The organism is Haemophilus parainfluenzae T3T1, assembly GCF_000210895.1.
GTDB classification, from domain to species: Bacteria; Pseudomonadota; Gammaproteobacteria; order Enterobacterales; family Pasteurellaceae; genus Haemophilus_D; species Haemophilus_D parainfluenzae_A.
The window spans coordinates 692112-718819 of the sequence record NC_015964.1; the positions used below are offsets into that span (position 1 = coordinate 692112).

Sequence of the window (26708 nt, forward strand, 5' to 3'; positions counted from 1 at the left end):
GCTAAATGTTGCAACCAAAACGTACAAAATTCCGTAAAGTTCACAAAGGCCGTAACCGTGGTATCGCGGGTGGTACTGAAGTTAGCTTCGGTACATTCGGGTTAAAAGCAGTTGGTCGTGGTCGTTTAACCGCTCGTCAAATTGAAGCGGCTCGTCGTGCAATGACACGTGCAGTTAAACGTCAAGGTAAAATCTGGATCCGTGTTTTCCCAGATAAACCAATTACTGAAAAACCATTAGAAGTCCGTATGGGTAAAGGTAAAGGTAACGTTGAGTACTGGGTAGCCTTAATCCAACCGGGTAAAGTACTTTATGAAATGGATGGTGTGTCTGAAGAGATCGCAAGACAAGCATTTGCATTAGCAGCTGCTAAATTGCCAATCAAGACTACCTTCGTAACTAAGACGGTGATGTAATGAAAGCTCAAGATTTACGTACAAAAAGTGTTGAAGAGCTGAATGATGAATTAGTGAACCTTTTAGGTGAACAATTCAAATTGCGTATGCAAACAGCCACCGGTCAGCTTCAACAAACCCATCAGGCTAAACAAGTGCGTCGTGATATCGCACGCGTTAAAACCATTTTAACTGAGAAGGCGGGTGAGTAATGACTGATAAAATTCGTAGCGTACAAGGTAAAGTTGTTAGCGACAAAATGGAAAAATCTTTCGTTGTTGCTATTGAACGTAAGGTAAAACACCCGTTATACGGTAAATTTATCCGTCGTACAACTAAATTACACGTACACGATGAGAACAACGAAGCCAAATTAGGTGATGTAGTAGAGATTCGCGAATGTCGCCCTCTCTCTAAAACCAAATCTTGGACTTTAGTTCGTGTTGTTGAGAAAGCAGTTATTGCTTAATTAACAAGTTAAAAAATAAAAGCCAATGGTTTATACCGTTGGCTTTTTTCTTTCTAAGACTTGCTAAAAAATAATGAAAATTTGACCGCACTTTAAACACTCTGATTTAAGTATAAAATTTTGATTGCGTTTCTAGCTTGATTTTGGTAAACTCCGCCACCTATCCGCCATATATCTTTATAAGGTATGGATAGGTTCGTCCCGCAAGGGTGTATTATTAACTTAACGGAGCATAAAATATGATCCAAGAACAGACTATGCTGGATGTTGCCGATAACTCTGGTGCTCGCAGTGTAATGTGTATCAAGGTTCTAGGTGGATCGCACCGTCGTTATGCTGCTATTGGTGATATCATCAAAGTTACTGTGAAAGAAGCAATTCCACGCGGTAAAGTTAAAAAAGGTGATGTATTAAAAGCAGTTGTTGTGCGCACCAAGAAGGGTGTTCGTCGCCCAGACGGATCAGTCATTCGCTTCGATGGTAACGCTTGTGTAATTTTAAACAATAACACAGAGCAACCAATCGGTACTCGTATTTTTGGACCGGTGACTCGTGAACTTCGTTCTGAGAAATTCATGAAGATCATTTCTTTGGCACCAGAAGTACTGTAAGGAGAAGTGAGAAATGGCTGCAAAAATTCGTCAAAACGATGAAGTAATCGTACTTGCCGGTAAAGACAAAGGCAAGCGTGGCAAGGTAACTAAAGTGTTACCAAACGGTAAAGTGTTTGTTGAAGGTATCAACATCATCACTAAACATGAAAAACCAGTTCCTGCTTTAGGACAAGCTGGTGGTTTAGTGAAAAAAGAAGCGGCTATCGATGCTTCTAACGTTGCGATTTTCAATCCAAAAACAAACAAAGCTGACCGTGTAGGTTTTAGATTCGAAGACGGTAAAAAAGTACGTTTCTTCAAATCTAACAATGAAATTATCTAACAAACTGGAGTAATGCGATGGCGAAACTGCATGATTACTACAGAGATCAAGTAGTAAACGAGTTAAAAAATAAATTCGGCTACAAATCTGTCATGCAAGTCCCACGAATCGAAAAGATTACCCTGAATATGGGTGTGGGTGAAGCATTGACCGATAAGAAATTGCTAGACAACGCAGTAGCGGACTTAGCAGCAATTAGCGGTCAGAAACCTTTAGTAACTAAAGCTCGTAAATCTGTTGCTGGCTTTAAAATCCGTCAGGGATATCCAATCGGTTGTAAAGTAACACTACGCGGTGAGCGTATGTGGGAGTTCTTTGAACGTTTAATTACAATTGCTGTTCCACGTATTCGTGACTTCCGCGGTTTAAGCGCGAAATCATTTGATGGTCGTGGTAACTACAGCATGGGTGTGCGTGAACAAATCATCTTCCCTGAAATCGATTACGATAAAGTAGATCGTGTACGTGGTTTAGATATCACTATCACAACTACCGCTAAGAATGATGAAGAAGGTCAAGCACTACTTGCTGCCTTTAATTTCCCATTCCGTAAATAAGGCAGGTTATAATGGCAAAACAATCAATGAAAGCACGCGATGTAAAACGCGTTAAATTGGCTGAAAAATTCTTCGCTAAACGTGCAGAATTAAAGAAAATCATTTCTGATGTCAATGCCTCTGACGAAGATCGTTGGGATGCAGTGTTAAAGTTGCAAACTTTACCACGTGATTCTAGCCCTAGTCGTCAACGTAACCGTTGCCGCCAAACTGGACGTCCTCACGGCGTTTTACGTAAGTTTGGTTTAAGCCGTATTAAGGTTCGTGAAGCTGCTATGCGCGGTGAGATCCCTGGCCTTAAAAAAGCGAGCTGGTAATATACCACTTTATTTTGGAATCGGAGAAAAAGTACAATGAGTATGCAAGATCCAATCGCAGATATGTTGACCCGTATTCGTAACGGTCAAGCTGCGAACAAAGTTGCAATCAATATGCCTTCTTCCAAGCTAAAAGTGGCAATTGCCAACGTATTAGCTGCTGAAGGTTATATCGAAAGCGTTAAAGTTTTAGAAGGTGCAAAACCTGAATTGGAAATTACTTTAAAATATTTCCAAGGCAAACCGGTTGTAGAAAGCATCCAACGTGTAAGCCGTCCTGGTCTTCGTATTTACAAACGTAAAGACGAATTACCAAAAGTTATGGGTGGTTTAGGTGTTGCTGTAATTTCTACATCTAAAGGTGTTATGACTGACCGTGCAGCTCGTCAAGCGGGTTTAGGCGGTGAGATCATCTGTTACGTAGCTTAATATAGGGGTAGGAAAATGTCTCGTGTTGCAAAGGCACCTGTTAATATTCCTGCCGGCGTTGAAGTTAAACTCGACGGTCAGCTATTAACAGTAAAAGGAAAAAATGGCGAGTTATCTCGCACAATTCATCACTCAGTTGAAGTTAAACAAGATAATGGTCAATTTACTTTCACTCCACGTGAAGGTTTTGTTGAAGCGAATGCTCAATCGGGTACAGCTCGTGCATTAGTTAATGCAATGGTTATCGGTGTTACTGAAGGCTTCACTAAGAAATTACAACTAGTGGGTGTTGGTTACAGAGCTCAAGTTAAAGGCAACGTAGTTGCATTAAGCTTAGGTTTCTCTCACCCTGTGGAGCACACTTTACCAGCAGGTATTACTGCTGAATGCCCTTCACAAACAGAAATCGTTTTAAAAGGTGCTGACAAGCAGTTAATTGGTCAAGTTGCAGCAGATATTCGCGCTTATCGCCGTCCTGAACCTTATAAAGGTAAAGGTGTACGTTACTCTGATGAAGTAGTACGTATGAAAGAGGCTAAGAAGAAATAATTAAGGTAACACTATGGATAAGAAATCAGCTCGTATCCGTCGTGCAGCTCGTGCACGTCATATGATGAGAGAGCAAGGTGTAACTCGTCTAGTTATTCACCGTACTCCGCGTCATATCTACGCACAAGTTATTGCACCAAACGGTTCAGAAGTGCTTGCCGCTGCTTCAACTGTTGAAAAAGCAATTCGTGAGCAAGTTAAATATACCGGTAATAAAGATGCCGCAGCAGTAGTAGGTAAACTTGTTGCTGAGCGCGCATTAGCAAAAGGCGTTAAAGACGTTGCTTTTGACCGTTCCGGTTTTAAATATCATGGTCGTGTCCAAACTTTAGCGGACGCTGCACGTGAAGCTGGTCTACAGTTCTAATGAGGTAAATTGAGATGTCAAACATCGAAAAACAAGCTGGTGAACTGCAAGAGAAGCTAATCGCAGTAAACCGTGTATCAAAAACTGTAAAAGGTGGTCGTATTATGAGCTTTACTGCTTTAACAGTAGTAGGCGATGGTAACGGTCGCGTAGGTTTTGGTTATGGTAAAGCTCGTGAAGTTCCGGCAGCGATCCAAAAAGCGATGGAAAAAGCACGTCGCAATATGATTAATGTCGCTTTAAATGAAGGTACATTACAACACCCAGTTAAAGGTGTTCACACTGGTTCTCGCGTATTTATGCAACCAGCTAGCGAAGGTACAGGTATCATCGCAGGTGGTGCAATGCGTTCAGTGTTAGAAGTTGCTGGTGTACGTAACGTTCTTTCTAAAGCGTATGGTTCAACCAACCCAATCAACGTTGTTCGTGCAACTATTGATGCATTAGCAAATATGAAATCACCAGAAATGGTTGCTGCTAAACGTGGCAAAACCGTTGATGAAATTTTGGGGTAATTGATAATGGCTAAAACTATTAAAGTAACTCAAGTTCGTAGCTCAATTGCTCGTTTACCGAAGCACAAAGCTACCTTGCGTGGTCTTGGTCTTCGCCATATGCACCATACTGTTGAGTTAATCGATACTCCGGCAGTACGTGGTATGATTAACCAAGTTTCATACATGGTTAAAGTGGAGGAGTAAGAGAATGCGTTTAAATACTCTATCTCCGGCTGAAGGTGCTAAGCACAGTGCAAAACGCCTTGGTCGTGGTATTGGTTCAGGTTTAGGAAAAACTGGTGGTCGTGGTCATAAAGGTCAAAAATCTCGTACTGGCGGCGGTGTTCGTCGTGGTTTCGAGGGTGGTCAAATGCCATTATACCGTCGTTTACCAAAATTTGGTTTCACTTCAATGAAATCAGCTGTAACTGCTGAAGTTCGTTTAAACGAATTAACAAAAGTTGAAGGAAATGTTGTCACTTTAGAAGCATTAAAAGCTGCAAACATTTTAACTAAAGATATTCAATTCGCTAAAGTTATCTTAGCTGGTGAAGTGAAATCTGCAGTTACTGTACGTGGTTTACGTGTAACTAAAGGTGCAAAAGCAGCAATCGAAGCTGCTGGCGGTTCAGTTGAGGAATAATTAGCAAATGGCTAAACAACCAGGTTATCAAAGCAGAAGTACTAATAGTGGTACTGGTGAACTAAAAAGCAGATTGCTTTTTGTATTAGGTGCACTTATCGTTTATCGTATTGGTTCTTTTATTCCGCTTCCTGGTATTGATGCCGCCGTGCTAGCTCAATTAGTTGAACAACAAAAAGGCACCATCATTGATATGTTAAACATGTTCTCTGGTGGTGCATTGAGCCGAGCATCAATTTTAGCATTAGGTATTATGCCGTATATCTCGGCATCTATCGTGATGCAATTGCTTGCTACGGTTTCACCTGCCTTAGCAGAATTGAAAAAAGAAGGTGCAGCAGGACAAAGAAAAATCACCAAGTATACTCGTTATGCAACGGTGGTTTTTGCTACTATCCAAGCAATCGCTATTTCTACCGGTTTACCGAATATGTTGCCACAGCTAGTGCCAAACATCGGTTTTACTTTTTACTTCACGGCAGTAGTGAGTCTTGTAACCGGAACCATGTTCTTAATGTGGTTAGGTGAGCAAATTACTGAAAGAGGTATTGGTAACGGTATCTCAATTCTTGTTTTTGGTGGTATTGTTGCAGGATTGCCACATGCAATCATCGAAACAGTTGAGCAAGCTCGTCAAGGACAAATGCATCCTTTAGTTCTTTTACTAATCGCTGCTATTGTTTTTGCAGTAACTTACTTTGTTGTCTTCGTAGAACGTGGACAACGTAGAATTCGTGTTGAATATGCTAAGCGTCAACAAGGACGTCAAATTTTAGGTGGTCATTCAACTCACTTACCATTAAAAGTTAATATGGCAAACGTAATGCCAGCAATTTTTGCTTCAAGCATTATTTTATTCCCTGCTACATTGACACAGTGGTTTGGTCAGAATGATAAGTTTGAGTGGTTAAATGACTTATCAATGTTGTTGAATCCAGGACAACCTCTATACCTCCTTGTTTATGCGGTAGCGATTATTTTCTTCAGTTTCTTCTACACTGCAATGCAATATAATCCACGTGATACAGCAGATAATCTAAAAAAATCTGGTGCATTTATCCCAGGAATTAGACCAGGTGAACAAACATCTCGTTACATTGATAAAGTAATGACTCGCTTAACATTAATCGGCGGTCTTTATGTAACGTTCGTATGTTTAGTCCCTTATATTATGACATCAGCATGGGATGTTAAATTCTACTTCGGTGGTACTTCCTTATTAATCGTTGTTGTTGTAATTATGGATTTTATCGTGCAAGTTCAGAGTCACTTAATGTCGTCTCAATATGAATCTGCGTTAAAAAAAGCAAACCTTAAAGGTTTTGGACAGTAATTGTTCATTTAAGTAAAAAGGATAAGCAATGAAAGTTCGTGCTTCCGTTAAGAAGATGTGTCGTAACTGTAAAATTGTTAAACGTGAAGGTGTTGTTCGCGTATTATGTAGCGACCCTAAACATAAACAACGTCAAGGTTAATTAACATTTCTTCTTGCAAAGAACCGGTTGAGTAGTTATACTACTCAACTCATTTATGTCCTTGGTATTCTGTTTGAGTATCCTGAAAACGGGCTTTTCAAGATCAGAATACCAAATTAGTTAAAATAATAGGAGTGCATAGTGGCCCGTATTGCAGGCATTAACATTCCTGATCACAAACACGCTGTAATCGCTTTAACTGCAATTTACGGTATCGGTAAAACTCGTTCTAAAAGCATTTGTGCTGCAGCGGGTATTGCTGAAGATGTTAAGATCAGCGAATTGTCTGAAGAGCAGATTGACAAACTGCGTGACGAAGTTGGTAAATTTACCGTTGAAGGTGACTTACGTCGTGAAGTAACACTAAACATCAAACGTCTTTTAGACTTAGGTTGTTACCGTGGTTTACGTCATCGTCGTAGTTTACCGGTACGTGGTCAACGTACTAAAACTAATGCGCGTACCCGTAAGGGTCCACGTAAGCCGATCAAAAAATAGTCGGGGTAAATAAAGAATGGCTAAAACACCAGTTCGTGCACGTAAACGTGTAAAAAAACAAGTTGTAGATGGCGTAGCACACATTCACGCATCTTTCAATAACACAATCGTTACCATTACTGACCGTCAAGGTAATGCTTTAGCTTGGGCTACAGCAGGTGGTTCAGGTTTCCGTGGTTCTCGTAAATCTACCCCGTTCGCTGCACAAGTTGCTGCAGAACGTTGTGCTGAAATCGTTAAAGAATTCGGCTTAAAGAACTTGGAAGTTATGGTTAAAGGTCCGGGTCCGGGTCGTGAATCAACAATCCGTGCATTAAATGCAGCGGGTTTCCGTATCACGAACATCACTGATGTGACTCCGATCCCTCATAACGGTTGTCGTCCACCGAAAAAACGTCGTGTTTAATGGCGTAATAGGATAGTTGGAGAAAGAAAATGGCAAGATATTTGGGCCCTAAACTCAAGCTCAGCCGTCGTGAAGGCACTGATTTATTCCTTAAATCAGGTGTGCGTGCGATTGATTCAAAATGTAAAATTGATATAGCACCAGGTCAACACGGTGCTCGTAAACCGCGTTTGTCTGACTATGGTAGTCAATTACGTGAAAAACAAAAAGTTCGTCGTATCTATGGTATTTTAGAACGTCAATTCCGTAACTACTATAAAGAAGCAAACCGTTTAAAAGGTAATACTGGTGAAAACTTACTAGTATTATTAGAAGGTAGATTGGATAACGTTGTTTATCGCATGGGATTTGCTGCAACTCGCGCAGAAGCTCGTCAATTAGTGAGCCACAAAGCGATTGTCGTAAATGGTCGTGTTGTAAATATCCCATCTTTCCAAGTTTCTGTAAATGATGTCGTTGCTGTTCGTGAGAAATCTAAAAAACAAGCACGTATTAAAGCATCATTAGAATTAGCAGAACAAAGAGAAAAACCAACTTGGTTAGAAGTTGATTCTGCGAAAATGGAAGGTGTGTTCAAACGTGTTCCTGAACGTTCTGATTTATCAGCAGACATTAACGAACATCTGATCGTTGAGCTTTACTCTAAATAATAGTTAAGCTTAAAAGCAAAGAGAGGATAAAATGCAGGGTTCTGTTACAGAATTTTTAAAACCACGCTTAGTAGATATCGAGCAAATTAGCTCTACTCATGCTAAGGTGATCTTAGAACCGTTAGAGCGTGGCTTTGGTCATACTCTAGGGAATGCATTACGTCGTATCCTTCTGTCTTCAATGCCAGGTTGTGCTGTAACTGAAGTAGAAATTGATGGCGTACTGCACGAATATAGTAGTAAAGAAGGTGTTCAGGAAGATATTCTTGAAGTTCTTTTAAACCTTAAAGGTCTAGCGGTTAAAGTACAGAATAAAGATGATGTTATTCTGACATTAAATAAATCTGGAATTGGCCCTGTTGTTGCAGCTGATATCACCCATGATGGTGATGTTGAGATTGTTAATCCATCACATGTAATCTGTCACTTAACAGACGAAAATGCATCTATTAATATGCGTATTCGTGTTCAACGTGGTAGAGGTTATGTACCAGCATCTGCTCGTACTCATTCACAAAATGAAGATCGTCCAATCGGTCGTTTATTAGTGGATGCTTGTTATAGCCCGGTTGACCGTATTGCTTACAATGTTGAAGCAGCACGTGTTGAACAACGTACTGACTTAGATAAACTAGTTATCGAGTTAGAAACTAATGGGACTATTGATCCGGAAGAAGCAATTCGTCGTGCAGCAACAATTTTAGCAGAGCAACTCGATGCATTCGTTGATTTGCGTGATGTTCGTCAACCTGAAGTCAAGGAAGAAAAGCCGGAATTCGATCCGATTTTGTTACGTCCTGTTGATGACTTAGAGTTGACAGTTCGTTCTGCTAACTGTTTGAAAGCAGAAACAATTCACTATATCGGTGACTTAGTACAACGTACAGAAGTTGAGTTATTAAAAACGCCTAATCTTGGTAAGAAATCTCTTACTGAAATTAAAGACGTTCTCGCTTCACGTGGCTTGTCACTTGGTATGCGCCTTGAGAATTGGCCACCAGCAAGTATTGCTGAAGACTAGTTTGGTCATAGGTTAAGATTTTTCTGAGAAGGATAAGATCATGCGCCATCGTAAGAGTGGTCGTCAACTAAACCGTAATAGCAGCCATCGCCAAGCGATGTTCCGTAACTTAGCAAGTGCTTTAGTTAGTCATGAAATCATCAAGACAACTTTACCAAAAGCTAAAGAATTACGTCGTGTAGTTGAACCGTTAATTACATTAGCAAAAGAAGATAGCGTTGCAAACCGTCGTTTAGCATTCGCTCGTACTCGTAACATCGAAACTGTTGCGAAATTATTCAATGAATTAGGTCCACGTTTTGCTCAACGTGCAGGTGGTTACACCCGTATCTTAAAATGTGGTTTCCGTGCAGGTGACAACGCTCCAATGGCATACATTGAGTTAGTTGATCGTCCAGAAGTTGCAGAAGCAGCAGCGGAATAATAATTTGTTATAAAATAAAAAGGCTCACTGATGTGAGCCTTTTTTATATTTATTTTTCTAAAATTCAGCTTCAGCTCTGAACGTCATTTTTTCACCTGTGATAGGGTGCATAATCGTAAGTTCTTCTGCATGTAAGCATAAGCGAGGCGACATCGATTTAGCTTGTGGGTGAGAATAAAACTTGTCCCCTAAAATCGGATGTCCAAGTGCGAGCGTATGTAAACGCAGTTGATGTGATCTTCCAGTGATTGGTGTCAGTTTAACTCGAGTACAGTTAGTTGGTAACCGCTCTAAAACTTCATAAAAAGTGACCGCTCTTTTGCCAAATACAAAATCAATGCGTTGACGCGGGCGATTTTCCCAATCACAAATCATAGGAAGATTAATTTCCCCACTATCTTGTTCTAAGTGTCCCCATACTAAAGCTTGATAATATTTCTTTGGCTCACGTTCACGAAATTGACGTTTCAACTCTTTATCTGCCGCTTTACTTAATGCAAATAGAATAATCCCACTTGTGGCCATATCTAAACGATGTGCAGGTTCACAAAATCCAAATTTCTCTTTTACCCGACTCATTGCACTGTCATAGTATTCTGGCTGATTGCCAGGGACTGAAAGTAAACCGCTCGGTTTGTTTACTACGCAGATATGATTATCTTGGTAGATAATATCTAAATACGGTTCTAAAGGGGGATGGTATTCAATAAGTGCCATATTATTCCTTGTTTGTCACTATTACCCGAAGACTATCTAGTCGCCAGCTTGCTTTACTTAATTCTTCTAGAGAAACTAAACGTTGTTTTTCTAATACATCAATTTCCACCTGGCGAATATTTTTATTTACTGCTTTCAAGGCTATAAGTCTATTGAGCTCAGTGCTCAATGTTTGATCTGCTAATCTACTAGCTTCTCGAATTTGAGCTTGTGCAATTTCAGTTATTTTGTGATTACCTATTTTTATTAATTGCTCAATATTTGGACGAGCCATTTTAACCATTTTATTCGCAATGTCTTTGCTTAGCGGTTTAAGTTTATTTTGCAACGTATTAAAGTTGACTTGTTCAGCAAGATTGTTTCCTTTGCTATCCAGTAATAATCGAACAGGTGTAGGCGGAAGAAAACGATTCAGCTGCAAACCTTTTGGTGATTGGCTTTCAATCATATAAATCAATTCAACCAGCAACGTGCCAGCAGGCAGCTGTTTATTGACTAATAATGCCATCGATGCTTTGCCAATGTCGCCGGAAGCGATTAAATCAATGCCTTGACGTATCATTGGATGATCCCAGGTAAGAAATTCTAATTCTTCACGTGCAAGGGCAAGTTGTCGGTCAAAGGTTACTGTAACACCTTCTTCTTTTAGCCCTGGAAAATCAGGAACAAGCATGGTGCCCGTTGGTGTGATAACAATGCTGTTTTCACCTAAATCATCTTGTTCTACGCCAATAATATCAAATAAATTCAGTGCAAAATTGACTAATTGTGGCGAATTATCTGTTTGAGCAATTTCTCCCGCAAGTCGTTGTGCCTTTTCACCACCATTAGAATTTAATTCTAACAAACGATCACGACCTTTTTCCAAGGCTAAACGCAATGCTTTTGCTTGTTTTTGCGTTTGGAGAATGAGTTGCTCAAAATCTGCTTTATTTTCTGACCGCACTTTTAATAAAGTTTCATATTGTTCAAACAATGCCATACCAATAGGGCAAGTTTGTTCAAAAGCATTTAATCCTTCATGATACCAACGTGCTAAATCTTGCTGTGCAGAACCTGATAGGCAGGGTACATAAATTTGTACATCTCGCGTTTGCCCGATGCGATCTAAACGGCCAATACATTGCTCAAGTAAGTCAGGATTTTCTGGTAAATCGAAGAGTACGAGATGGCAAGCAAATTGGAAGTTTCTCCCTTCAGAACCAATGCTTGAACTCAGTAAAACTTGTGCGCCATTATCAGTATCTGCAAAATAAGCCGCCGCGCGATCTCGTTCAATGATTGACATTCTTTCATGGAAAACAGCACTGCGAATGGCTTCTTTTTCTCGTAAAATTTGCTCAAGTTGAATTGCTGTTTGTGCAGTTTTACAAATGACTAAGATTTTTTCATTTCGGTGTGATTTTAGAAAATCAATTAACCAATGAATTTTTTCGTCTACTTCAGCCGCATCAATCGTTATTTGATGGTAAACCCGATGCAGGAAACCTTTCACCCCTTGGCGTGTATTGCGAAATAAAATACGGCTTGTACCGTGTCGATCGATGAGATTTTTAATGAGCTCTTGTCGCGCAGCTTGCTTCTCCTCATCATTATGACAGGCTAAAGCTTTAAATAATGGTTCGACATCCTGCTCATGAAGTAAATCAGAAATATGATTTTTTTCGACCGCACTTAGCGGCTTCTCTGAGAGTAAAGATTGTACAGCATCCGCAACAGGTTGATAATTTTCCTGTTCCTTCAAAAATGCTTGGTAATCATAAAAACGTTCAGGATCAAGCAAGCGCAAGCGTGCAAAATGGCTTTCCAAACCTAGTTGTTCAGGCGTTGCAGTGAGTAATAAAACGGATGGAATAGCCTTCGCTAATTGTTCCACCAATAAATAAGCGGTACTTGGTGCATTTTCAGACCAAGCCAAATGATGCGCTTCATCGACAATTAAACAGTCAAATTCCGCTTCAATGGCTTGTTGTACGCGATGAGGGTGAGCTTTCAACCAATCTAGTGCACAAATAATTAAGCTTTCAGTACTAAATGGATTGATCGCTTGTTCGGCAAAATCTTCACAACGTTCTTCATCAAATAATGAAAAATGTAAATTAAAACGACGAAGCATTTCGACAAGCCATTGATGTTGCAAGGTTTCCGGTACAATAATTAATACACGTTGTACTTTTTCAGCAAAAAGCTGGTTTTGCAAAATCATCCCAGCTTCAATGGTTTTACCTAACCCTACTTCATCCGCTAAGAGCACGCGAGGATTGATACGATTTCCTACCTCTTGCGCAATATGAAGCTGATGAGGAATTAAACCCGCACGATTGCCTCGTAAGCCACGCAAAGGCGATTGAAATTGAGCTTGTTGATGCAGAAGAGTTTGATAGCGCAACGCAAAATGTTCACTACGGTCAATTTGTGATGAAAAGAGGCGATCTTTCGCTTGGCTAAAAGAAATTATCGAAGAAAGTTCTTTTTCATTGACGATAACGTCTTCGCCTTGTGCATTTTTGACTAAATAAAATAAGAGACCATTCATTTCCTGAACATCAAGGACTTCACCTTGCCAGCCAGCTTGGTGATGAAGTTGTTCTCCTTTATTCAATGTAATTCGGGTTAATGGTGCTTGTGCTACCGCATAAATTCGGGTTTCATCTGTGGCAGGAAAGTGAAGGGTAACAGAACGGAAATCTAAGGCGGTAATCATCCCTAATCCGAGGCTATTTTCTGTTTCACTAATCCAGCGTTGACCGATTGCAAATGACATCATCTTCCTCTTAATGAATCTCTTAAAATGGGGCGATATTGTAGTCTGATTATAAGGGAAAGCAAGGTAGGGACATCTAAAAGTATGAAAAATAAAGTGTGATTTTTCTCACAATAATTAAATTAAATGTCACCTAAGCTTTACTTTAAAAAAGTGCGGTGTAAAAATGGCATACTTTTTCATAAAACAGGAGTGTTCCATGAATTGGACAGAACAACTTAAAGAAGAATTTTTATCAGGTTGGAAACCTTTTGAAGTGGTATGGGTAGTTATTTTCCTTGCTGCACAAATTATTGCTTATGTTCTTATGCCGGATAGCCCATTAGGCATGATTTCGGGTATTGCAGGTATTCTCTGTGTGGTATTGGTGAGTAAAGGAAAAATTAGTAACTATTTCTTTGGGCTTATTTTTGCTTATACCTACTTTTATGTCTCCTGGGGAAGCAATTTTCTTGGTGAAATGAATACCGCACTCTATGTATATATCCCATCACAATTTATCGGGTATTTCATGTGGAAACAAAACATGCAAAACGATAATGATGGTGAAAGTGTGATAGCCAAAGCCTTAACAGCGAAAGGTTGGGCAATTTTGCTTGTGAGTGTTGGAATTGGTACCCTCTGTTTTGTACAGGCTTTAAAAGCAGCGGGTGGGAGTTCTACAACGCTAGATGGTTTAACCACAATTATCACTGTAGCGGCGCAATTATTGATGATTTTGCGTTATCGTGAGCAATGGTTATTATGGATTGTCTTAAATGTGCTTTCCATTTTGCTTTGGGAAGGGCAGCCAGCGATGTATTTAATGTATAGTGCTTACTTACTTAACTCATTGTATGGTTATTACAACTGGACGAAACTCGTCAAAGTGGAAAGCCACTAATCACACCAATAAAAAAGGGCATAGTAATATGCCCTTACATTTTTAAATAAAATGCCTTCGTCAATGCAATAAATGCTTCGGTGTATTGATTGTTTTCGTTATAAATCACTAAGCTATCTTTTACCTGTGGTACATGCTCTCGGCTAAACGTGAGTAACATTCGTTGAGGTGCTTTCCCTATTTTTGTAATGACATCAGTCTGCTTGATGCAATAAAGTGCGGTTGAATTTATCAATGTTTTTCCCGCCTCATAAGGCAAGACAAAACTGATTTTTCCTTTTTCGGATAAACAACTCGCCGCCCAATTTAACCAATCTAAATGGCTTTGTTGAACATAACGGGCAAGCGCACGCTCATCATTTTTACATTCCACACCTTGCGCAAAATAAGGCGGATTAGCCACAATTAAATCAAATTGATGTGCTGTTTGTAGGCAATAGGTTTGCACATCTTGGCGTGTTAAATGAAGGCGATTGTGCCATGGTGAGGCCTTAAAGTTTTCTTGCGCTTGTTGTGCGGCAAGGGGATCAAGTTCAACGGCTTCAATTTTGCAATGCTCATGACTTCGTTGGGCGAGCATTAATGCAACTAAGCCTGTGCCAGTTCCCATATCAAGAATATGCTGACAGTCAGACACATCTGCCCAAGCACCCAGTAAAATGCCATCTGTGCCGACTTTCATCGCACAATGTTGTTGATTAATATGGAATTGTTTGAAGGTAAAGCTGCTCATAAAATCTTGCGGAAAATGACCGCACTTTCAGGTATAATCAGCCCCAATTTTAACAAATTAACGCAAAATAATGAATTTATCCCCATTTGAAGAATTCGATCTTTCCCCTGAATTATTAAAGGCCTTAGAAAAGAAAGGTTATACCCGCCCAACCGCAATTCAATTAGAAGCGATTCCGGCTGCAATGGAAGAGCGTGACGTGTTAGGTTCTGCACCAACAGGTACAGGCAAAACTGCTGCATTTTTATTGCCAGCGATTCAGCATTTATTGGATTATCCACGTCGTAAACCTGGCGCGCCTCGCATTTTAATTTTAACGCCAACCCGTGAGTTAGCAATGCAGGTTGCAGAGCAAGCAGAAGAACTGGCGCAATTCACGCATTTGAAGATTGCTACCATTACTGGCGGTGTGGCTTATCAAAATCATGGGGAAGTGTTTAATTCAAATCAGGATATCGTGGTAGCAACACCGGGGCGTTTATTGCAATACATCAAAGAAGAGAACTTTGATTGTCGTGCGGTAGAAATGCTGATTTTTGATGAAGCAGATCGCATGTTGCAAATGGGCTTTGGCCAAGATGCAGAGAAAATTGCCGCTGAAACGCGTTGGCGTAAACAAACGCTCCTTTTCTCAGCAACATTAGAAGGGGAGTTATTGGTTGATTTTGCAGAACGCTTATTGAATGATCCCGTAAAAATCGATGCCGAACCAAGTCGTCGTGAGCGTAAGAAAATCAATCAGTGGTATTATCACGCTGATAGCAATGAACATAAAATTAAGTTACTTGCACGTTTTATCGAAACCGAGAAAGTGAGCCGTGGTATTGTGTTTGTCCGTCGTAGAGAAGATGTGCGTGAGCTTTCTGAAACTTTGCGTAAACGTGGTATTCGCTCTACTTATCTAGAAGGCGATATGGCACAAACGCAACGTAATAATGCCATTGATAAATTGAAATCAGGTGTTGTTACGGTGTTAGTGGCCACTGATGTGGCTGCTCGTGGGATTGATATTGATGATGTCACACATGTCATGAACTTTGATTTGCCTTATAGTGCAGATACATATTTACATCGTATTGGTCGTACTGCTCGTGCAGGGAAAAAAGGCACCGCCGTTTCTTTTGTAGAAGCCCATGATTACAAATTGCTCGGTAAAATTAAACGCTACACGGAAGAGCTGTTGAAAGCGCGTATTTTAGAAGGCTTAGAACCTCGCACTAAACCACCGAAAGATGGGGAAGTAAAATCCATGTCTAAAAAGCAAAAAGCGCGTATTAAAGAAAAGCGTGAAGAAAAGAAAAAATCAGAGGTGAAGAAGAAAGCCAAACTTCGTCATAAAGATACGAAAAACATTGGTAAACGTCGTAAACCAAGCGCAGAAAAAACAGCCGAGAAATAATAAAAAAACAACCGCACTCATTAAGTGCGGTTATTTTTTTGACTATTTATTGACTTGGCTACCGATTACGCCACCTAATGCGGCACCACCTAATGTGGTTGCGGCATTACCACCAAGCATATAGCCTGCTGCACCACCGATAGCGGCGCCAGCTGTTGTATTTTTTTGAGTACGACTCATATTTCCACATGCAGCAAGAGAAATAACAGTCATCGCGATAACAAGTGATTTTCCAATTAATTTCATAGGATCTCTCCGTGTTTAACATATAAAACTATCTATCATGATAGCAATCCGTAAGACAAACAGAGATGAATGAAAGTTCAGAAATATGCTTTTTCGATGATTTTTTAAACAACCAGATGTATTAATCTTTCGTTTGATCTAATACTTTCGCAACGACTTTCAAATATTCAATTGCCAAACTATGGTGTCCTGTACTGGCATTAAATACTAAATCTTCACTTAATACACCACAAGGCATATCCTCTGGGATCTTACCGTCCTCATAAGCTTGATAATCGTCTCGCCAGTCACCATCAAAATAATAGTGCTCTAAGGTTTTCATTTTGGGTAAGAAGGCTTGCCATTTTTCAAGAAATTGTTCCGCTTTGACTAAGAAACTTTCCGCTTCATTGAGAAGGTTTTCCATTTCTGAAATTTTATCTAAGCGTGATTGAGGTAACATAGGTTTCTCCACAATAAGGTAAAAATAAACCGCACTTTATGCGAACAAAGTGCGGTGAGTTTATTATGCGTTTTTAGATTTACACATCATAAGTGGTGGATGCTGTATTACCACCGCGACCCGTCCAGTTGGTGTGGAAGAATTCACCGCGTGGTTTGTCGGTACGCTCATAAGTATGTGCGCCGAAGTAGTCACGTTGTGCTTGCAATAAGTTTGCCGGTAAACGAGCTGAAGTGTAACCGTCTAAGAAGGTAATCGCAGAGGCCATACAAGGCATTGGAATGCCTACTTCGATAGATTTTGCCACCACTTTACGCCAGTCGCTTAATGCGTTTTCTAAAATGCCTTTGAAGTAGCTATCTGAACCTAAGAAGATTAAATCTGGATTTGCTTCATATGCATCACGAATGTTACCTAAGAAACGGCTACGGATAATACAACCTTCACGCCATAATAATGCCGTTGCACCATAGTTGATGTTCCAGCCAAATTGTTCAGAGGCTTCACGAATCAGCATAAAGCCTTGTGCGTAAGAAATGATTTTAGACGCCAATAATGCTTTACGTACCGCTTCAATCCACACTTTTTTATCGCCTTCAACAGGTTGAATTGTTTTACCGAATAATTGGTTAGCGGCAACACGTTGATCTTTAAAGGAAGATACGCAACGAGCAAAGACAGATTCAGTGATTAAGGTTAATGGAATACCGAAATCTAAAGCATTGATACCCGTCCATTTACCAGTCCCTTTTTGACCTGCTGTATCTAAGATTTTTTCAACTAATGGCTCACCATCAACGTCTTTATAACCAAGAATATCGGTGGTGATATCGATTAAGTAGCTATCCAGTTCAGTTTTTTTCCATTCTGCGAAGATAGTTTGCATTTCTTCATAGCTTAAGCCTAAACCTTCTTTTAAGAATTGGTAAGCTTCACAGATTAATTGCATATCACCATATTCGATACCATTGTGAACCATTTTTACAAAGTGGCCTGCACCTTCGCCGCCAACCCAGTCACAGCAAGGTTCGCCTTGTTCTGTTTTAGCAGAGATTGCTTGGAAGATTGGTTTAACATATGGCCATGCTTCGTGGTTACCACCCGGCATGATAGATGGTCCATGGCGCGCACCTTCTTCACCACCCGAAACACCCGAACCGATAAAGCGAATTCCTTTTTCAGCCAATGCTTTTACACGACGGTTAGTATCAGGATAGTTTGAGTTACCACCATCAATAATAATGTCGCCTTCTTCTAAGTGCGGTAATAATGCCTCAATGAATTGATCCACTACATCACCCGCACGCACCATTAACATCACTTTACGTGGTTTTTCTAATTTAGAAGCTAAATCTTCTAAAGAGTATGCGCCGATAATATTGGTGCCTTTTGCCGCGCCTTGTAAAAATTCATCCACTTTTGAAGTGGTACGGTTATATGCCACAACTTTAAAGCCATGATCGTTCATATTTAAAATGAGGTTTTGCCCCATTACGGCTAAGCCGATAACACCGATGTCGCCTTTTACTGACATTGTTTTCTCCTGTTCTTAATTAGTTATGCTGGTTGCATTGTTTAAATTTTTAGTAGGTAGGGCTCAAATCCTAGCTGTCACTCTGCTACTTAATTAATATTTAGAAAATACATCTATATCATCGGAAACCAACCCAATGAGATTATCTCCCTCAGAAACAATCGTATCAAATTTATCTAAATATAATTTTTTATTTAATAACGGATGATCCTCATCTAATAGGTATTGTATATATCCTCTTTCAGCCTGATCTAAAGCATACTCTAAACAATCTTTTCTTACTTTAATTTCGGCGAACACGAACATTTTCTTACCTTGTGGAGTATCCTCCAATCCTTCTACCAATTTCAATGAGTTACTGTGTTGTTTAAAACGCTCACGGATATTCTGAGATTGTCCTACGTAAAGAGCTTCCTCCTCCCCCGATTTAGTTTGGCGATAAAAAATATAAATACCCGCTACGTTAGGAATGGTTTTAAAATCAAAATTTTTAAAAGTTTGACGAAGTGTTCCAGAGGAACCAAGTTCAATAGGTTCATGCCAATGTAATTTAATTTGCATTTCTTATCCTTAAAATTAATTATATTTATTCCACGATAGCACACGCTATGAAGCGTGTGCTATCAGTAATTAATCTTCTTTATATACAAAAGTGCGGTTACTTTTCCAAGCATTTTTAACTCTTCGTCCACGCACTCATATGCTGCGTAAATCCAATATGCGGATAATAATCCACTGCTTGCGGAGCAGATAAAAGCACAATTTTGGCTTGTGGATGTAAGACTTATTTAGTGTGCTTAATCAACTGCAAGATGATACCTTGTTTCAGATATTCTATAGCCAAACTTCTTTTAAATTTCTCTAATTAAAGAGCTGCCTTGTTCTAACGTGTCTAGCCACTGCCATTTTTCATGACCGATGAGTTTACTTTCTTCTAAAGAAAATGTTGTACAGCAACGCCCCAAACGATTTTCTAGAGATTGATTTAAATGTTGATACGTAAATTCAATTTGAGTATCGTCAATCCATTTTCCAATTAAAAAGCCTTTTAAAATTTCACCGCCACCATATTCTGCCCAAATCATTTTACCTTGTTGGTGGTAATGAAATTCTGTTTGGCTACTGACCTCACCATTTGCGGTGTTTTCAACAGCAATAAATTTTTTATTATCTAAATTCAACATTAAAGTCACTCCGCATCTGATATATCTATATTTTAATTTAACTTTAGTCCGTACAATGCTAATAAATTAACTCTTCGTCCACGCACTCATATGCTGCGTAAATCCAATATGCGGATAATAATCCACGGCTTGCGGGGCAGATAACAGCACAATTTTGGCTTGTGGATGTAACGCCTGTTTGGTGTGTTCAATTAACTGCAAGCCGATACCTTGTTTTTGATATTGTTCGTCCACCGCCAAATCAGATAAATAACAGCAGTAGGAAAAATCCGTCACGGAACGTGCCACACCCACTAATCGTTCATCATCCCAAGCGGTCACTAATAAATCTGCATGGTGTAACATTGCCGCGACACGTTTTTCATCTTCTAACGGACGGCGTGTACCTAAAGTCGTTTTATTTAGCAGTTCAATAAATTGTTTGACTGAAATCGGTTCATTAATTTTATAGTCAATCATTTGTTACTCCAGGTATTAAAGGTTAAATAGATAAATTATTTAACCGTTCTATGACTCACAAAAGTCGGTAATCCACCCCATGCTCCACCAATAAAGCCTTTACCAGAACCAGAAGTATATTCCGCTGTAGTGATGAAAGTTTTGCCATTCCATGCTGCTTCGTAGCCATACCAGCTCTCAGCAAGGCCACTAGATTTATATGACCCTTCTACAATTAAAGCATTAAGCTTCTCATCATAATATGCAAAGGTGTATTGACCTTCCAATACTTGTTCTACTTTGCTCAATTTATTGTCCATGACCGCATAATAGCCGGTGTAAGCTGCACTACCACTGATACACACTGCCTCAGCTAACACTTTTCCCTGAGTAAGTGAATAAAGTGTAATTGTCTTCTGTTCAGAATCATCATGAAGAGACAAACAGTAATCAATTGCACTACTATCAGCACTTTTACGCAATAATGCTAATACAGCATCAAATTGTTTTTCGCCTCGTTTTAATTCTGTTTTGCTAGGGTTTTTAATATAGGCAACTTGAATTTTGGGTGCGGCTTGTGGTGCTAATACCGCGTGTTTCTCTTGTCCCTTACGAATTAACGCTGATGGCGTATTTAAACGCTGTTGGAATTCATCCATTTTGAGCATGGCTGCCGCTGCACCTTTGTCTGACACTTTGAGCGTGGTTTTTCCATAGGTGAGACGAATTTCGCTTTCTTTTTTCAATCCGCTAAGTAGTGCCTTAGTTTGCGCCTCAGTGAGTTTATCTGGGTTCTCATCGGAAATATGTTTGACTGTGCCTAATGATTTGCCATTTAGCCAAATTTCAATGTCTTGACCGACTTGAACATCACGGTCGGCTTCACCGAATGGTGAAATAGTGAGTTTCCCTTCAACAGCAGCATTTTCACCTGCTGCGCGAGTAAATAAAATAGAAACTGGATCGTCTCCTTCCTCTTGATAACCTGCCATACGACAAGTGCCAAGATTATCACAAATTAAATCCCAGTCTTGATAAGTCTTTTCAAACCCTTTTAACGATGGCGCAGCCATTACAGTAAATGGTAATAATGAGAGAAGAAGAAATTTTTTCATGTTATAAATTCCTAAAAGAAGATTTGCAAAAAGTTCGTCAAATCTAAGCGCTTGTAAGCACGTGTTGTTGATTTATTTTACGATGATATCACTGACGAAAATCGGTAACTGCCATGCGCCACCAGTAAAACCTTTACAAGATCCCGTTGTCCACTCTGAAGTGCGGATAAAAATTTTGCCATTCCATACTGCATCTTCACTGTTCCAGCAATCACCTATTACTCGCCCCTTGTAAATGCCTCTTACAAACGCATAACCTTGTTTTTCATCATAGCCTGCTTCGTTGTACTGATCCGCCAACACTTGTTCTACTTTGCTCAGTTTGTCATCGAGTACAGCATAGTAATTAGTGTATTGATAAGCGGCTCTGGCACAGATTGCTTCAGCTAATACCTTGTTTTGTGTTAAGGGATAAAGCGTTATATCTTGGCTTTCTAAGTCTTCATCAACGCAGCCATCGTGGGCTTTACGTAACAGTGCTAGAACATGATTAAATTGTTTTTCACCGCGTTTTAATTCTATTGTTTTGCGGTTGTTCACGCTAACAGCATCAATTTTGGATTCAGCTTTTGGCGCTAATACCGCATGTTTTTCTTGACCTTGGCGAATGAGTGCAGAAGGCGTATTTAAACGTTGTTGAAACTCATCCATTTTGAGCATCGCAGCGGCTGCACCTTTATCAGATACTTTTTCCTTGAACTCACCAAACACCACTTCAATATCTGCATTACCTTTCAGCGCCGTGAGTAATTCTGTTGTTTGTTTTTCACTTAATTTTGCAATTCCCTCTTCTGAGATGTTTTGGATTGCACCGATTGATTGACCATTTAAGATAATTTCAGCCGTTTTATTACCCACATCTTCAGGTAATAATGCCAACTGTGCGCTCACAGGTGCTTGCTCACCCGCACTTCGAGTAAATAAAATCGAAACAGGGTGCTCAGAGCCATCCCCTTCTTCTTGATAACCCGCCATATTACAAGTGCCGGTATTATCACAAATCAAATCCCAGTCTTGATAAGTCTTTTCAAACCCTTTTAACGATGGTGCAGCCATTGCAGTGAGTGGTAATAATGAGAGAAGAATGACTTTCTTCATGTTATAAATTCCTAAAAGAAAATTTGCAAAAAAATCGTCAAATCTAATTACTTGTAGTAATCGTGAGTTTTTATTTTACGATAACGTTACTAACAAAAATAGGCAATTGCCATGCACCACCAGTAAAACCTTTACAAGAGCCGGTTGTCCATTCTGAAGTACGGATAAATATTTTGCCATTCCAGGCAGCTTCTTTCCTAATCCAACAATCACCAATCCCCCGCGACTTAAATGAACCTATTACAGCTAAGACGGGGTTTCTATTATCATACATAACATCGTTATATTGACTTGCTAGTACTTGTTCTACTTTGCTGAGTTTTTCATCCATAACAGCATAATAATTAGAGTATTGATAAGGGCCACTCCAACATATTGACTCTGCTAACACTTTGCCATTGGTAAGAGTATGAATTGTTATATCGTCACGCCAAGTATCATCTTTATGCAACTCAGGGCAGTAATTCTCTGAATTTTCATTCGTCCCATTACTTTTACGCAATAACGCTAATACAGCATCAAACTGTTTTTCGCCACGCTTTAACTCTGTTGTTTGGAGATTTTTCACGCTGACAGCATCAATTTGGGGTGCAGCCTGTGGTGCTAATACCGCATGTTTTTCTTTGCCTTGGCGAATAAGTGCGGAAGGCGTATTTAAACGTTGTTGAAACTCATCCATTTTGAGCATCGCGGCAGTTGCACCTTTATCAGATACTTTTTCCTTGAACTCACCAAACACCACTTCAATATCTGCATTACCTTTTAGCGCCGTGAGTAATTCTGTTGTTTGTTTTTCACTTAATTTTGCGTTCCCCTCTTCTGAGAAATTTTGGATCGTACCGAGTGATTGACCATTTAAGATAATTTCAGCCGTTTTATTACCCACATCTTCAGGTAATAATGCCAACTGTGCGCTCACAGGTGCTTGCTCACCCGCACTTCGGGTAAATAAAATCGAAACAGGATGTTCGGAACCATCTCCTTCTTGATAGCCCGCCATATTGCAAGTGCCGGTATTATCACAAATCAAATCCCAGTCTTGATAAGTCTTTTCAAACCCTTTTAACGATGGCGCAGCCATTGCAGTGAGTGGTAATAATGAGAGAAGAATAATTTTTTTCATGTTATAAATGCCTAAAAGAAAATTTGCAAAAAATTCGTCAAATCTAACCGCTTGTATTAAGTGTTGTTTGTTTATTTGACGATGACGTTACTAACAAAAATAGGTAACTGCCACGTACCTCCGGGAAGCCCTTTACAAGAGCCTGTTGTCCACTCTGAAGTACGGATAAAGATTTTGCCATTCCATACTGCGTCTTGCCCAGCCAAACAATCACCTAATGCTCGACCTTTGTAAGAACCTCTTACAAACGCATAACCTTGTTTTTCATCATAGCCTGCTTCGTTGTACTGCTCCGCTAAGACTTGTTCTACTTTGCTCAGTTTGTCATCGAGTACAGCATAGTAGTTGGTGCCTTGATAAGCGCCTTTAAAACAAAGCGCTTCAGCTAATACCTTATTATGCGTTAACGGATAAATCATTATATCTTGGCTTTCTAAGTCTTCATCAACGCAGCCATCGTGAGCTTTACGTAATAGTGCGAGCACGTTATCGTATTGTTTTTCACCGAGTTTTAATTCAGTTGTTTTGCGGTTTTTCACACTTACAGCATCAATTTTGGGTTCAACTTTTGGCGCTAATACAGCATGTTTTTCTTGACCTTGACGAATAAGTGCGGAAGGGGTATTTAATCGTTGTTGATATTCATCCATTTTGAGCATGGCTGCCGCTGCGCCTTTATCTGACACTTTAAGCGTGGTTTTCCCATAGGTTAGACGAATTTCGCTCTCTTTTTTCAATCCGCTAAGTAATGCCTTGGTTTGCTCTTCAGTCAGCTTATCTGGCGCGTCGTCAGAAATATGCTTGACTTTGCTTAATGATTTACCGTTTAACCAAATTTCAATGTCTTGACCGACTTGAACATCACGGTCGGCTTCACCAAATGGTAAAATAGTAAACTTTCCTTCCACTGCAGCATTTTCACCTGCTGCGCGAGTAAATAAAATAGAGACTGGGTCACTACTTTCATCCTGATAACCCGCCATACGACAAGTGCCCGTGTTATCACACACTAAATCCCAATCTTGGTAGTTTCCAATACCTTTGATTGAAGTGGCCATTGCAGCTACTGGCAATAACGTCAATAACAATACTTTTTTCATCTCGAAGTTCCTTTTTTGATGGGCGTATTACAATAATACTGCCGCCGCTTTATCCAAATACCATTCCGTCACCCCATTTTTTGCTTTAATTTTGGCTGCGGGATAAGGTAGGTTTTCAGCTGGCGTTGTTTGGATTTCTTTTAAAATGTCTGCTTTGCTTTCGCCAGTGACTAAATAGGTAATGCGTTTCGCTTGTTCAATGAGTTTGGCTGTTTTCGAAATGCGAATTTGACCGCTTTCAGGATGTTTCGCAATGACCGCAAGATTTGCATCATCAAAATGGGTTTGATGTGGGAAGAGAGAAGCGGTATGACCGTCAGTCCCCATACCTAAAATGATCCAATCAAAAACACCATTTGGAATGACCGCACTTAATTCTTCTTCGAAGCGTTTTAATTCAAAGTGCGGTTCATTTTCACCACGAATTCGGTGGATATTTTCTGCGGGAATTTGAATATGATCGAATAAGCGTTTTTGCACTTCGCCATAGTTGCTTTCTGAATCGGTTGGTGGAACCATGCGATCATCACCCCACCAAAAATGTAGATTTTTCCAGTTAATTTGTTCTGCATAAGGCGCTTTGGCTAAGGTTTTAAATAACAACTTAGGTGTTGAACCACCGGAAAGGGAAATGTGTACGGGATGATTTAATTGGCTATAAATCACAAATTCTTGGGCGATCTTTTCAACAGCGTGTTGAGCCGTTGGGAAGGTGATGGTGTTCATGTTTGCTTCTCTTTATATTGGATATTAGCCTTCTTCCGCTTGTAGGGAAGAAGGCTTGCGATTAATGATTAAACCTTTTTCTTCATTTTGCCACTTGGTTTACGCCATACGCGACCGCTTTTCGCAATGAGTTTTTCGGCTGCAACTGGTCCCCAGGTGCCGGCTTCATATTCGTAAACTCGACCGCCTGCTTCTTTGTAATTCAAAATTGGCTGCACAAATTTCCATGCGGCGTGCACCGCATCCGTACGCGCAAAGAGTGTGGCATCGCCTTTCATTGCATCAAGCAATAAGCGTTCATAAGCCGTGAGCACTTGCTCATCGGCCAAATCGGCATAACGGAAATCCATTGAGACTTCTTTCGCTTCGAAGCCTGCACCTGGTTTTTTCAAACCGAAGCGCATTGAAATGGCTTCATCAGGTTGAATACGGATGATCAATTTATTTTCTGGTGCATTTTGACTGAATACTGGATGTGGCGTAGTTTTGAAATGAATCACAATTTCAGTCACACGTGCTGGTAAGCGTTTACCTGTACGAACATAGAAAGGCACACCAGCCCAACGCCAGTTTTCGATTTCACAGCGTAAGGCCATAAAGGTTTCAGTGCGAGAGTTAGCTGGCACACCTTTTTCTTGTAAATAGCCTTTGACTTCTTTTCCATCAATTTCTGCTGCAGTGTATTGACCAAGCACTAGGTTGTGTTCAACATCATCTTGCGTTAATGGACGTAAAGAATGCATGACTTTGGCCACTTCATCACGCATTGAGTTCGCATTGATGATTGCGGGCGGTTCCATAGCAACCATGGCTAAAACTTGTAATAAGTGGTTTTGGAACATATCACGCATTGCACCGGATCCATCGTAATAGCCACCACGTTCTTCCACGCCAATCGCTTCAGCACCAGTAATTTCCACATAATCAATGAAATTACGGTTCCAAAGCGGCTCGAACCAACCATTTGAGAAACGCAAGACAAGCAAGTTTTGCACGGTTTCTTTACCAAGATAATGGTCGATACGGTAGATTTGATGTTCTTCAAAGAAACGGTGAATCTGTACGTCTAATTGTTTTGCTGTTTTCGCATCATAACCGAATGGTTTTTCCACAATAATGCGTTTCCAACCGTCTTCTTCGGTGTTTAAACCATGTGCAGCAAGACATTCAGGAATCACACCATATAAGCTTGGAGGAGTGGACATGTAATAAAGCGTGTTGCCATTCGTTTGATATTTTTCATGTAATTCGTCTAAACGTGGCACTAATTTGCCATAATCAGCGGCATCTGATGTATTTACCGCTTGATAATAGAGATGGCTACAGAACTCTTCGAGCGTTTCAGGCGTAGTTTCTTCTGTTTGAAGAAGTGCTTCGCGCATTTTCTCACGGAAAGTGTCATCGTTTAATTCTGTACGAGCAACACCCAATACAGAAAATTGGTTTAAACGCCCAAATTTGAAAAGATTATAAAGTGCTGGAATGAGTTTGCGGTGCGTTAAATCACCAGAAGCACCAAAAATCACGATACAATTATTATTCGTTTGCATATTGTTCCTTATTGTTCCGAGTA

At 40.0% G+C, this 26708-nt stretch carries 37 protein-coding genes and 1 pseudogene; 22 read left to right on the top strand and 16 right to left on the bottom strand.

Features of this window, described 5'->3' with window-relative positions; all coding sequences use genetic code 11:
• Positions 1-5: 5 nt before the first annotated feature.
• The 20 genes from rplP (at position 6) to rplQ (ending at position 9633) form a co-directional block, all read left to right on the top strand.
• Positions 6-416 (top strand): 50S ribosomal protein L16, encoded by a 411-nt coding sequence (gene rplP / locus PARA_RS03515; protein WP_005695088.1) that lies wholly within the window; start codon positions 6-8, stop codon positions 414-416.
• Entirely contained in the window at positions 416-607 is a 192-nt protein-coding gene (rpmC, locus tag PARA_RS03520; protein WP_014064571.1) for a 50S ribosomal protein L29, read from the top strand. The genes rplP and rpmC overlap by 1 nt, the downstream gene beginning before the upstream one ends.
• Positions 607-864, top strand: coding sequence for a 30S ribosomal protein S17 (gene rpsQ, locus PARA_RS03525; protein WP_005695091.1), 258 nt, complete (start codon positions 607-609; stop codon positions 862-864). Before rpmC ends, rpsQ begins: the two co-directional genes overlap by 1 nt.
• Positions 865-1103: 239 nt before the next feature.
• Entirely contained in the window at positions 1104-1475 is a 372-nt protein-coding gene (gene rplN / locus PARA_RS03530) for a 50S ribosomal protein L14 (protein WP_005619403.1), read from the top strand.
• A gap of 13 nt (positions 1476-1488) precedes the next feature.
• Positions 1489-1800 (top strand): 50S ribosomal protein L24, encoded by a 312-nt coding sequence (rplX, locus tag PARA_RS03535; protein ID WP_005695092.1) that lies wholly within the window; start codon positions 1489-1491, stop codon positions 1798-1800.
• Between the two features lie 17 nt (positions 1801-1817).
• Positions 1818-2357, top strand: coding sequence for a 50S ribosomal protein L5 (gene rplE, locus PARA_RS03540; RefSeq protein WP_005695093.1), 540 nt, complete (start codon positions 1818-1820; stop codon positions 2355-2357).
• 11 nt (positions 2358-2368) lie between these two features.
• Positions 2369-2674, top strand: coding sequence for a 30S ribosomal protein S14 (rpsN, locus tag PARA_RS03545; protein ID WP_014064572.1), 306 nt, complete (start codon positions 2369-2371; stop codon positions 2672-2674).
• A gap of 36 nt (positions 2675-2710) precedes the next feature.
• A complete protein-coding gene (gene rpsH / locus PARA_RS03550) occupies positions 2711-3103 on the top strand; it encodes a 30S ribosomal protein S8 (protein WP_005625877.1) in 393 nt (130 codons plus the stop codon).
• Positions 3104-3118: 15 nt separating this feature from the next.
• A complete protein-coding gene (gene rplF, locus PARA_RS03555; protein WP_005698881.1) occupies positions 3119-3652 on the top strand; it encodes a 50S ribosomal protein L6 in 534 nt (177 codons plus the stop codon).
• Positions 3653-3665: 13 nt separating this feature from the next.
• Positions 3666-4019, top strand: coding sequence for a 50S ribosomal protein L18 (gene rplR, locus PARA_RS03560; RefSeq protein ID WP_005695097.1), 354 nt, complete (start codon positions 3666-3668; stop codon positions 4017-4019).
• A 14-nt stretch (positions 4020-4033) separates the two neighbouring features.
• Positions 4034-4534: a 30S ribosomal protein S5 gene (rpsE, locus tag PARA_RS03565; protein ID WP_005695098.1), complete on the top strand. Its 501-nt coding sequence runs from the start codon at positions 4034-4036 to the stop codon at positions 4532-4534.
• A gap of 6 nt (positions 4535-4540) precedes the next feature.
• Entirely contained in the window at positions 4541-4720 is a 180-nt protein-coding gene (gene rpmD / locus PARA_RS03570) for a 50S ribosomal protein L30 (protein ID WP_005543631.1), read from the top strand.
• Positions 4721-4724: 4 nt separating this feature from the next.
• Positions 4725-5159, top strand: a complete 435-nt coding sequence (rplO, locus tag PARA_RS03575; protein ID WP_005695100.1) for a 50S ribosomal protein L15 — start codon at positions 4725-4727, stop codon at positions 5157-5159.
• Between the two features lie 7 nt (positions 5160-5166).
• Entirely contained in the window at positions 5167-6492 is a 1326-nt protein-coding gene (gene secY / locus PARA_RS03580; RefSeq protein WP_005695101.1) for a preprotein translocase subunit SecY, read from the top strand.
• Positions 6493-6520: 28 nt separating this feature from the next.
• On the top strand, positions 6521-6634 hold the full coding sequence (gene rpmJ / locus PARA_RS03585; RefSeq protein WP_005625868.1) for a 50S ribosomal protein L36: 114 nt from the start codon (positions 6521-6523) through the stop codon (positions 6632-6634).
• 141 nt (positions 6635-6775) lie between these two features.
• Positions 6776-7132, top strand: a complete 357-nt coding sequence (rpsM, locus tag PARA_RS03590) for a 30S ribosomal protein S13 (RefSeq protein ID WP_005548758.1) — start codon at positions 6776-6778, stop codon at positions 7130-7132.
• 16 nt (positions 7133-7148) lie between these two features.
• The gene (gene rpsK / locus PARA_RS03595) at positions 7149-7538 is read left to right on the top strand and encodes a 30S ribosomal protein S11 (RefSeq protein WP_005543603.1); all 390 of its coding nucleotides are present in this window, start codon (positions 7149-7151) and stop codon (positions 7536-7538) included.
• A 29-nt stretch (positions 7539-7567) separates the two neighbouring features.
• Positions 7568-8188 (top strand): 30S ribosomal protein S4, encoded by a 621-nt coding sequence (gene rpsD / locus PARA_RS03600; RefSeq protein ID WP_014064573.1) that lies wholly within the window; start codon positions 7568-7570, stop codon positions 8186-8188.
• Positions 8189-8219: 31 nt separating this feature from the next.
• Entirely contained in the window at positions 8220-9209 is a 990-nt protein-coding gene (locus PARA_RS03605; protein ID WP_005695102.1) for a DNA-directed RNA polymerase subunit alpha, read from the top strand.
• 40 nt (positions 9210-9249) lie between these two features.
• On the top strand, positions 9250-9633 hold the full coding sequence (rplQ, locus tag PARA_RS03610; RefSeq protein ID WP_005695104.1) for a 50S ribosomal protein L17: 384 nt from the start codon (positions 9250-9252) through the stop codon (positions 9631-9633).
• Between the two features lie 57 nt (positions 9634-9690).
• On the opposite strand, the gene rluA is transcribed toward rplQ, so the two are convergent.
• Both rluA and rapA read right to left on the bottom strand, forming a co-directional pair.
• The gene (gene rluA / locus PARA_RS03615) at positions 9691-10350 is read right to left on the bottom strand and encodes a bifunctional tRNA pseudouridine(32) synthase/23S rRNA pseudouridine(746) synthase RluA (protein ID WP_014064574.1); all 660 of its coding nucleotides are present in this window, start codon (positions 10348-10350) and stop codon (positions 9691-9693) included.
• Position 10351: 1 nt separating this feature from the next.
• On the bottom strand, positions 10352-13114 hold the full coding sequence (gene rapA / locus PARA_RS03620; RefSeq protein WP_014064575.1) for an RNA polymerase-associated protein RapA: 2763 nt from the start codon (positions 13112-13114) through the stop codon (positions 10352-10354).
• Between the two features lie 199 nt (positions 13115-13313).
• On the opposite strand from rapA, the gene pnuC reads away from it, so the two are divergent.
• Positions 13314-13997: a nicotinamide riboside transporter PnuC gene (gene pnuC / locus PARA_RS03625; RefSeq protein ID WP_014064576.1), complete on the top strand. Its 684-nt coding sequence runs from the start codon at positions 13314-13316 to the stop codon at positions 13995-13997.
• A 34-nt stretch (positions 13998-14031) separates the two neighbouring features.
• On the opposite strand, the gene PARA_RS03630 is transcribed toward pnuC, so the two are convergent.
• Positions 14032-14730 (bottom strand): tRNA1(Val) (adenine(37)-N6)-methyltransferase, encoded by a 699-nt coding sequence (locus tag PARA_RS03630; protein WP_041918216.1) that lies wholly within the window; start codon positions 14728-14730, stop codon positions 14032-14034.
• Positions 14731-14800: 70 nt separating this feature from the next.
• Here PARA_RS03630 and srmB point away from each other — a divergent pair, with 70 nt between their 5' ends.
• Positions 14801-16129: an ATP-dependent RNA helicase SrmB gene (gene srmB / locus PARA_RS03635; RefSeq protein WP_014064578.1), complete on the top strand. Its 1329-nt coding sequence runs from the start codon at positions 14801-14803 to the stop codon at positions 16127-16129.
• A 42-nt stretch (positions 16130-16171) separates the two neighbouring features.
• On the opposite strand, the gene PARA_RS03640 is transcribed toward srmB, so the two are convergent.
• From PARA_RS03640 to zwf, 13 genes and pseudogenes are all read right to left on the bottom strand, one after another.
• Entirely contained in the window at positions 16172-16375 is a 204-nt protein-coding gene (locus PARA_RS03640) for a hypothetical protein (RefSeq protein ID WP_005699726.1), read from the bottom strand.
• Positions 16376-16496: 121 nt separating this feature from the next.
• Positions 16497-16817 (bottom strand): DUF4298 domain-containing protein, encoded by a 321-nt coding sequence (locus tag PARA_RS03645; RefSeq protein ID WP_014064579.1) that lies wholly within the window; start codon positions 16815-16817, stop codon positions 16497-16499.
• 79 nt (positions 16818-16896) lie between these two features.
• Positions 16897-18351, bottom strand: a complete 1455-nt coding sequence (gene gnd, locus PARA_RS03650) for a decarboxylating NADP(+)-dependent phosphogluconate dehydrogenase (RefSeq protein ID WP_014064580.1) — start codon at positions 18349-18351, stop codon at positions 16897-16899.
• A 93-nt stretch (positions 18352-18444) separates the two neighbouring features.
• Positions 18445-18912 (bottom strand): GIY-YIG nuclease family protein, encoded by a 468-nt coding sequence (locus PARA_RS03655; RefSeq protein ID WP_014064581.1) that lies wholly within the window; start codon positions 18910-18912, stop codon positions 18445-18447.
• Between the two features lie 115 nt (positions 18913-19027).
• A pseudogene (locus PARA_RS10450) lies at positions 19028-19186 on the bottom strand (GNAT family N-acetyltransferase); the annotation flags it as partial.
• Positions 19187-19202: 16 nt separating this feature from the next.
• Positions 19203-19535, bottom strand: a complete 333-nt coding sequence (locus PARA_RS03660; RefSeq protein WP_014064582.1) for a hypothetical protein — start codon at positions 19533-19535, stop codon at positions 19203-19205.
• A gap of 66 nt (positions 19536-19601) precedes the next feature.
• Entirely contained in the window at positions 19602-19994 is a 393-nt protein-coding gene (locus PARA_RS03665; protein ID WP_014064583.1) for a GNAT family N-acetyltransferase, read from the bottom strand.
• A gap of 35 nt (positions 19995-20029) precedes the next feature.
• Entirely contained in the window at positions 20030-21088 is a 1059-nt protein-coding gene (locus tag PARA_RS03670) for a DUF1176 domain-containing protein (RefSeq protein WP_014064584.1), read from the bottom strand.
• Between the two features lie 72 nt (positions 21089-21160).
• Positions 21161-22186: a DUF1176 domain-containing protein gene (locus PARA_RS03675; protein ID WP_014064585.1), complete on the bottom strand. Its 1026-nt coding sequence runs from the start codon at positions 22184-22186 to the stop codon at positions 21161-21163.
• Positions 22187-22256: 70 nt separating this feature from the next.
• Positions 22257-23309 (bottom strand): DUF1176 domain-containing protein, encoded by a 1053-nt coding sequence (locus tag PARA_RS03680; RefSeq protein WP_014064586.1) that lies wholly within the window; start codon positions 23307-23309, stop codon positions 22257-22259.
• A 71-nt stretch (positions 23310-23380) separates the two neighbouring features.
• Positions 23381-24409, bottom strand: a complete 1029-nt coding sequence (locus tag PARA_RS03685; RefSeq protein ID WP_014064587.1) for a DUF1176 domain-containing protein — start codon at positions 24407-24409, stop codon at positions 23381-23383.
• Between the two features lie 27 nt (positions 24410-24436).
• Entirely contained in the window at positions 24437-25135 is a 699-nt protein-coding gene (gene pgl, locus PARA_RS03690; protein ID WP_014064588.1) for a 6-phosphogluconolactonase, read from the bottom strand.
• A gap of 68 nt (positions 25136-25203) precedes the next feature.
• The gene (zwf, locus tag PARA_RS03695; RefSeq protein WP_014064589.1) at positions 25204-26685 is read right to left on the bottom strand and encodes a glucose-6-phosphate dehydrogenase; all 1482 of its coding nucleotides are present in this window, start codon (positions 26683-26685) and stop codon (positions 25204-25206) included.
• Positions 26686-26708 lie beyond the last annotated feature (23 nt).

Excerpts from the sequence above, each read along its gene's own strand:
- PARA_RS03680 (WP_014064586.1), bottom strand. The coding sequence starts at position 23,309 with ATGAAAAAAATTATTCTTCTCTCATTATTACCACTCACTGCAATGGCT.
- PARA_RS03655 (WP_014064581.1), bottom strand. The coding sequence starts at position 18,912 with ATGCAAATTAAATTACATTGGCATGAACCTATTGAACTTGGTTCCTCT.
- PARA_RS03640 (WP_005699726.1), bottom strand. The coding sequence starts at position 16,375 with ATGAAATTAATTGGAAAATCACTTGTTATCGCGATGACTGTTATTTCT.
- rpsE (WP_005695098.1), top strand. The coding sequence starts at position 4,034 with ATGTCAAACATCGAAAAACAAGCTGGTGAACTGCAAGAGAAGCTAATC.
- rpmJ (WP_005625868.1), top strand. The coding sequence starts at position 6,521 with ATGAAAGTTCGTGCTTCCGTTAAGAAGATGTGTCGTAACTGTAAAATT.
- rpmD (WP_005543631.1), top strand. The coding sequence starts at position 4,541 with ATGGCTAAAACTATTAAAGTAACTCAAGTTCGTAGCTCAATTGCTCGT.
- rplP (WP_005695088.1), top strand. The coding sequence starts at position 6 with ATGTTGCAACCAAAACGTACAAAATTCCGTAAAGTTCACAAAGGCCGT.
- rplO (WP_005695100.1), top strand. The coding sequence starts at position 4,725 with ATGCGTTTAAATACTCTATCTCCGGCTGAAGGTGCTAAGCACAGTGCA.
- zwf (WP_014064589.1), bottom strand. The coding sequence starts at position 26,685 with ATGCAAACGAATAATAATTGTATCGTGATTTTTGGTGCTTCTGGTGAT.
- rpsD (WP_014064573.1), top strand. The coding sequence starts at position 7,568 with ATGGCAAGATATTTGGGCCCTAAACTCAAGCTCAGCCGTCGTGAAGGC.
- PARA_RS03675 (WP_014064585.1), bottom strand. The coding sequence starts at position 22,186 with ATGAAGAAAGTCATTCTTCTCTCATTATTACCACTCACTGCAATGGCT.
- gnd (WP_014064580.1), bottom strand. The coding sequence starts at position 18,351 with ATGTCAGTAAAAGGCGACATCGGTGTTATCGGCTTAGCCGTAATGGGG.
- PARA_RS03605 (WP_005695102.1), top strand. The coding sequence starts at position 8,220 with ATGCAGGGTTCTGTTACAGAATTTTTAAAACCACGCTTAGTAGATATC.
- PARA_RS03670 (WP_014064584.1), bottom strand. The coding sequence starts at position 21,088 with ATGAAAAAATTTCTTCTTCTCTCATTATTACCATTTACTGTAATGGCT.
- PARA_RS03685 (WP_014064587.1), bottom strand. The coding sequence starts at position 24,409 with ATGAAAAAAGTATTGTTATTGACGTTATTGCCAGTAGCTGCAATGGCC.
- rpsK (WP_005543603.1), top strand. The coding sequence starts at position 7,149 with ATGGCTAAAACACCAGTTCGTGCACGTAAACGTGTAAAAAAACAAGTT.
- rplX (WP_005695092.1), top strand. The coding sequence starts at position 1,489 with ATGGCTGCAAAAATTCGTCAAAACGATGAAGTAATCGTACTTGCCGGT.
- rpsQ (WP_005695091.1), top strand. The coding sequence starts at position 607 with ATGACTGATAAAATTCGTAGCGTACAAGGTAAAGTTGTTAGCGACAAA.
- pgl (WP_014064588.1), bottom strand. The coding sequence starts at position 25,135 with ATGAACACCATCACCTTCCCAACGGCTCAACACGCTGTTGAAAAGATC.
- PARA_RS03630 (WP_041918216.1), bottom strand. The coding sequence starts at position 14,730 with ATGAGCAGCTTTACCTTCAAACAATTCCATATTAATCAACAACATTGT.
- rpmC (WP_014064571.1), top strand. The coding sequence starts at position 416 with ATGAAAGCTCAAGATTTACGTACAAAAAGTGTTGAAGAGCTGAATGAT.
- rplF (WP_005698881.1), top strand. The coding sequence starts at position 3,119 with ATGTCTCGTGTTGCAAAGGCACCTGTTAATATTCCTGCCGGCGTTGAA.
- secY (WP_005695101.1), top strand. The coding sequence starts at position 5,167 with ATGGCTAAACAACCAGGTTATCAAAGCAGAAGTACTAATAGTGGTACT.
- rplR (WP_005695097.1), top strand. The coding sequence starts at position 3,666 with ATGGATAAGAAATCAGCTCGTATCCGTCGTGCAGCTCGTGCACGTCAT.
- rplN (WP_005619403.1), top strand. The coding sequence starts at position 1,104 with ATGATCCAAGAACAGACTATGCTGGATGTTGCCGATAACTCTGGTGCT.
- rapA (WP_014064575.1), bottom strand. The coding sequence starts at position 13,114 with ATGTCATTTGCAATCGGTCAACGCTGGATTAGTGAAACAGAAAATAGC.
- rluA (WP_014064574.1), bottom strand. The coding sequence starts at position 10,350 with ATGGCACTTATTGAATACCATCCCCCTTTAGAACCGTATTTAGATATT.
- rpsN (WP_014064572.1), top strand. The coding sequence starts at position 2,369 with ATGGCAAAACAATCAATGAAAGCACGCGATGTAAAACGCGTTAAATTG.
- PARA_RS03645 (WP_014064579.1), bottom strand. The coding sequence starts at position 16,817 with ATGTTACCTCAATCACGCTTAGATAAAATTTCAGAAATGGAAAACCTT.
- rplE (WP_005695093.1), top strand. The coding sequence starts at position 1,818 with ATGGCGAAACTGCATGATTACTACAGAGATCAAGTAGTAAACGAGTTA.
- PARA_RS03660 (WP_014064582.1), bottom strand. The coding sequence starts at position 19,535 with ATGTTGAATTTAGATAATAAAAAATTTATTGCTGTTGAAAACACCGCA.
- rplQ (WP_005695104.1), top strand. The coding sequence starts at position 9,250 with ATGCGCCATCGTAAGAGTGGTCGTCAACTAAACCGTAATAGCAGCCAT.
- srmB (WP_014064578.1), top strand. The coding sequence starts at position 14,801 with ATGAATTTATCCCCATTTGAAGAATTCGATCTTTCCCCTGAATTATTA.
- pnuC (WP_014064576.1), top strand. The coding sequence starts at position 13,314 with ATGAATTGGACAGAACAACTTAAAGAAGAATTTTTATCAGGTTGGAAA.
- rpsH (WP_005625877.1), top strand. The coding sequence starts at position 2,711 with ATGAGTATGCAAGATCCAATCGCAGATATGTTGACCCGTATTCGTAAC.
- PARA_RS03665 (WP_014064583.1), bottom strand. The coding sequence starts at position 19,994 with ATGATTGACTATAAAATTAATGAACCGATTTCAGTCAAACAATTTATT.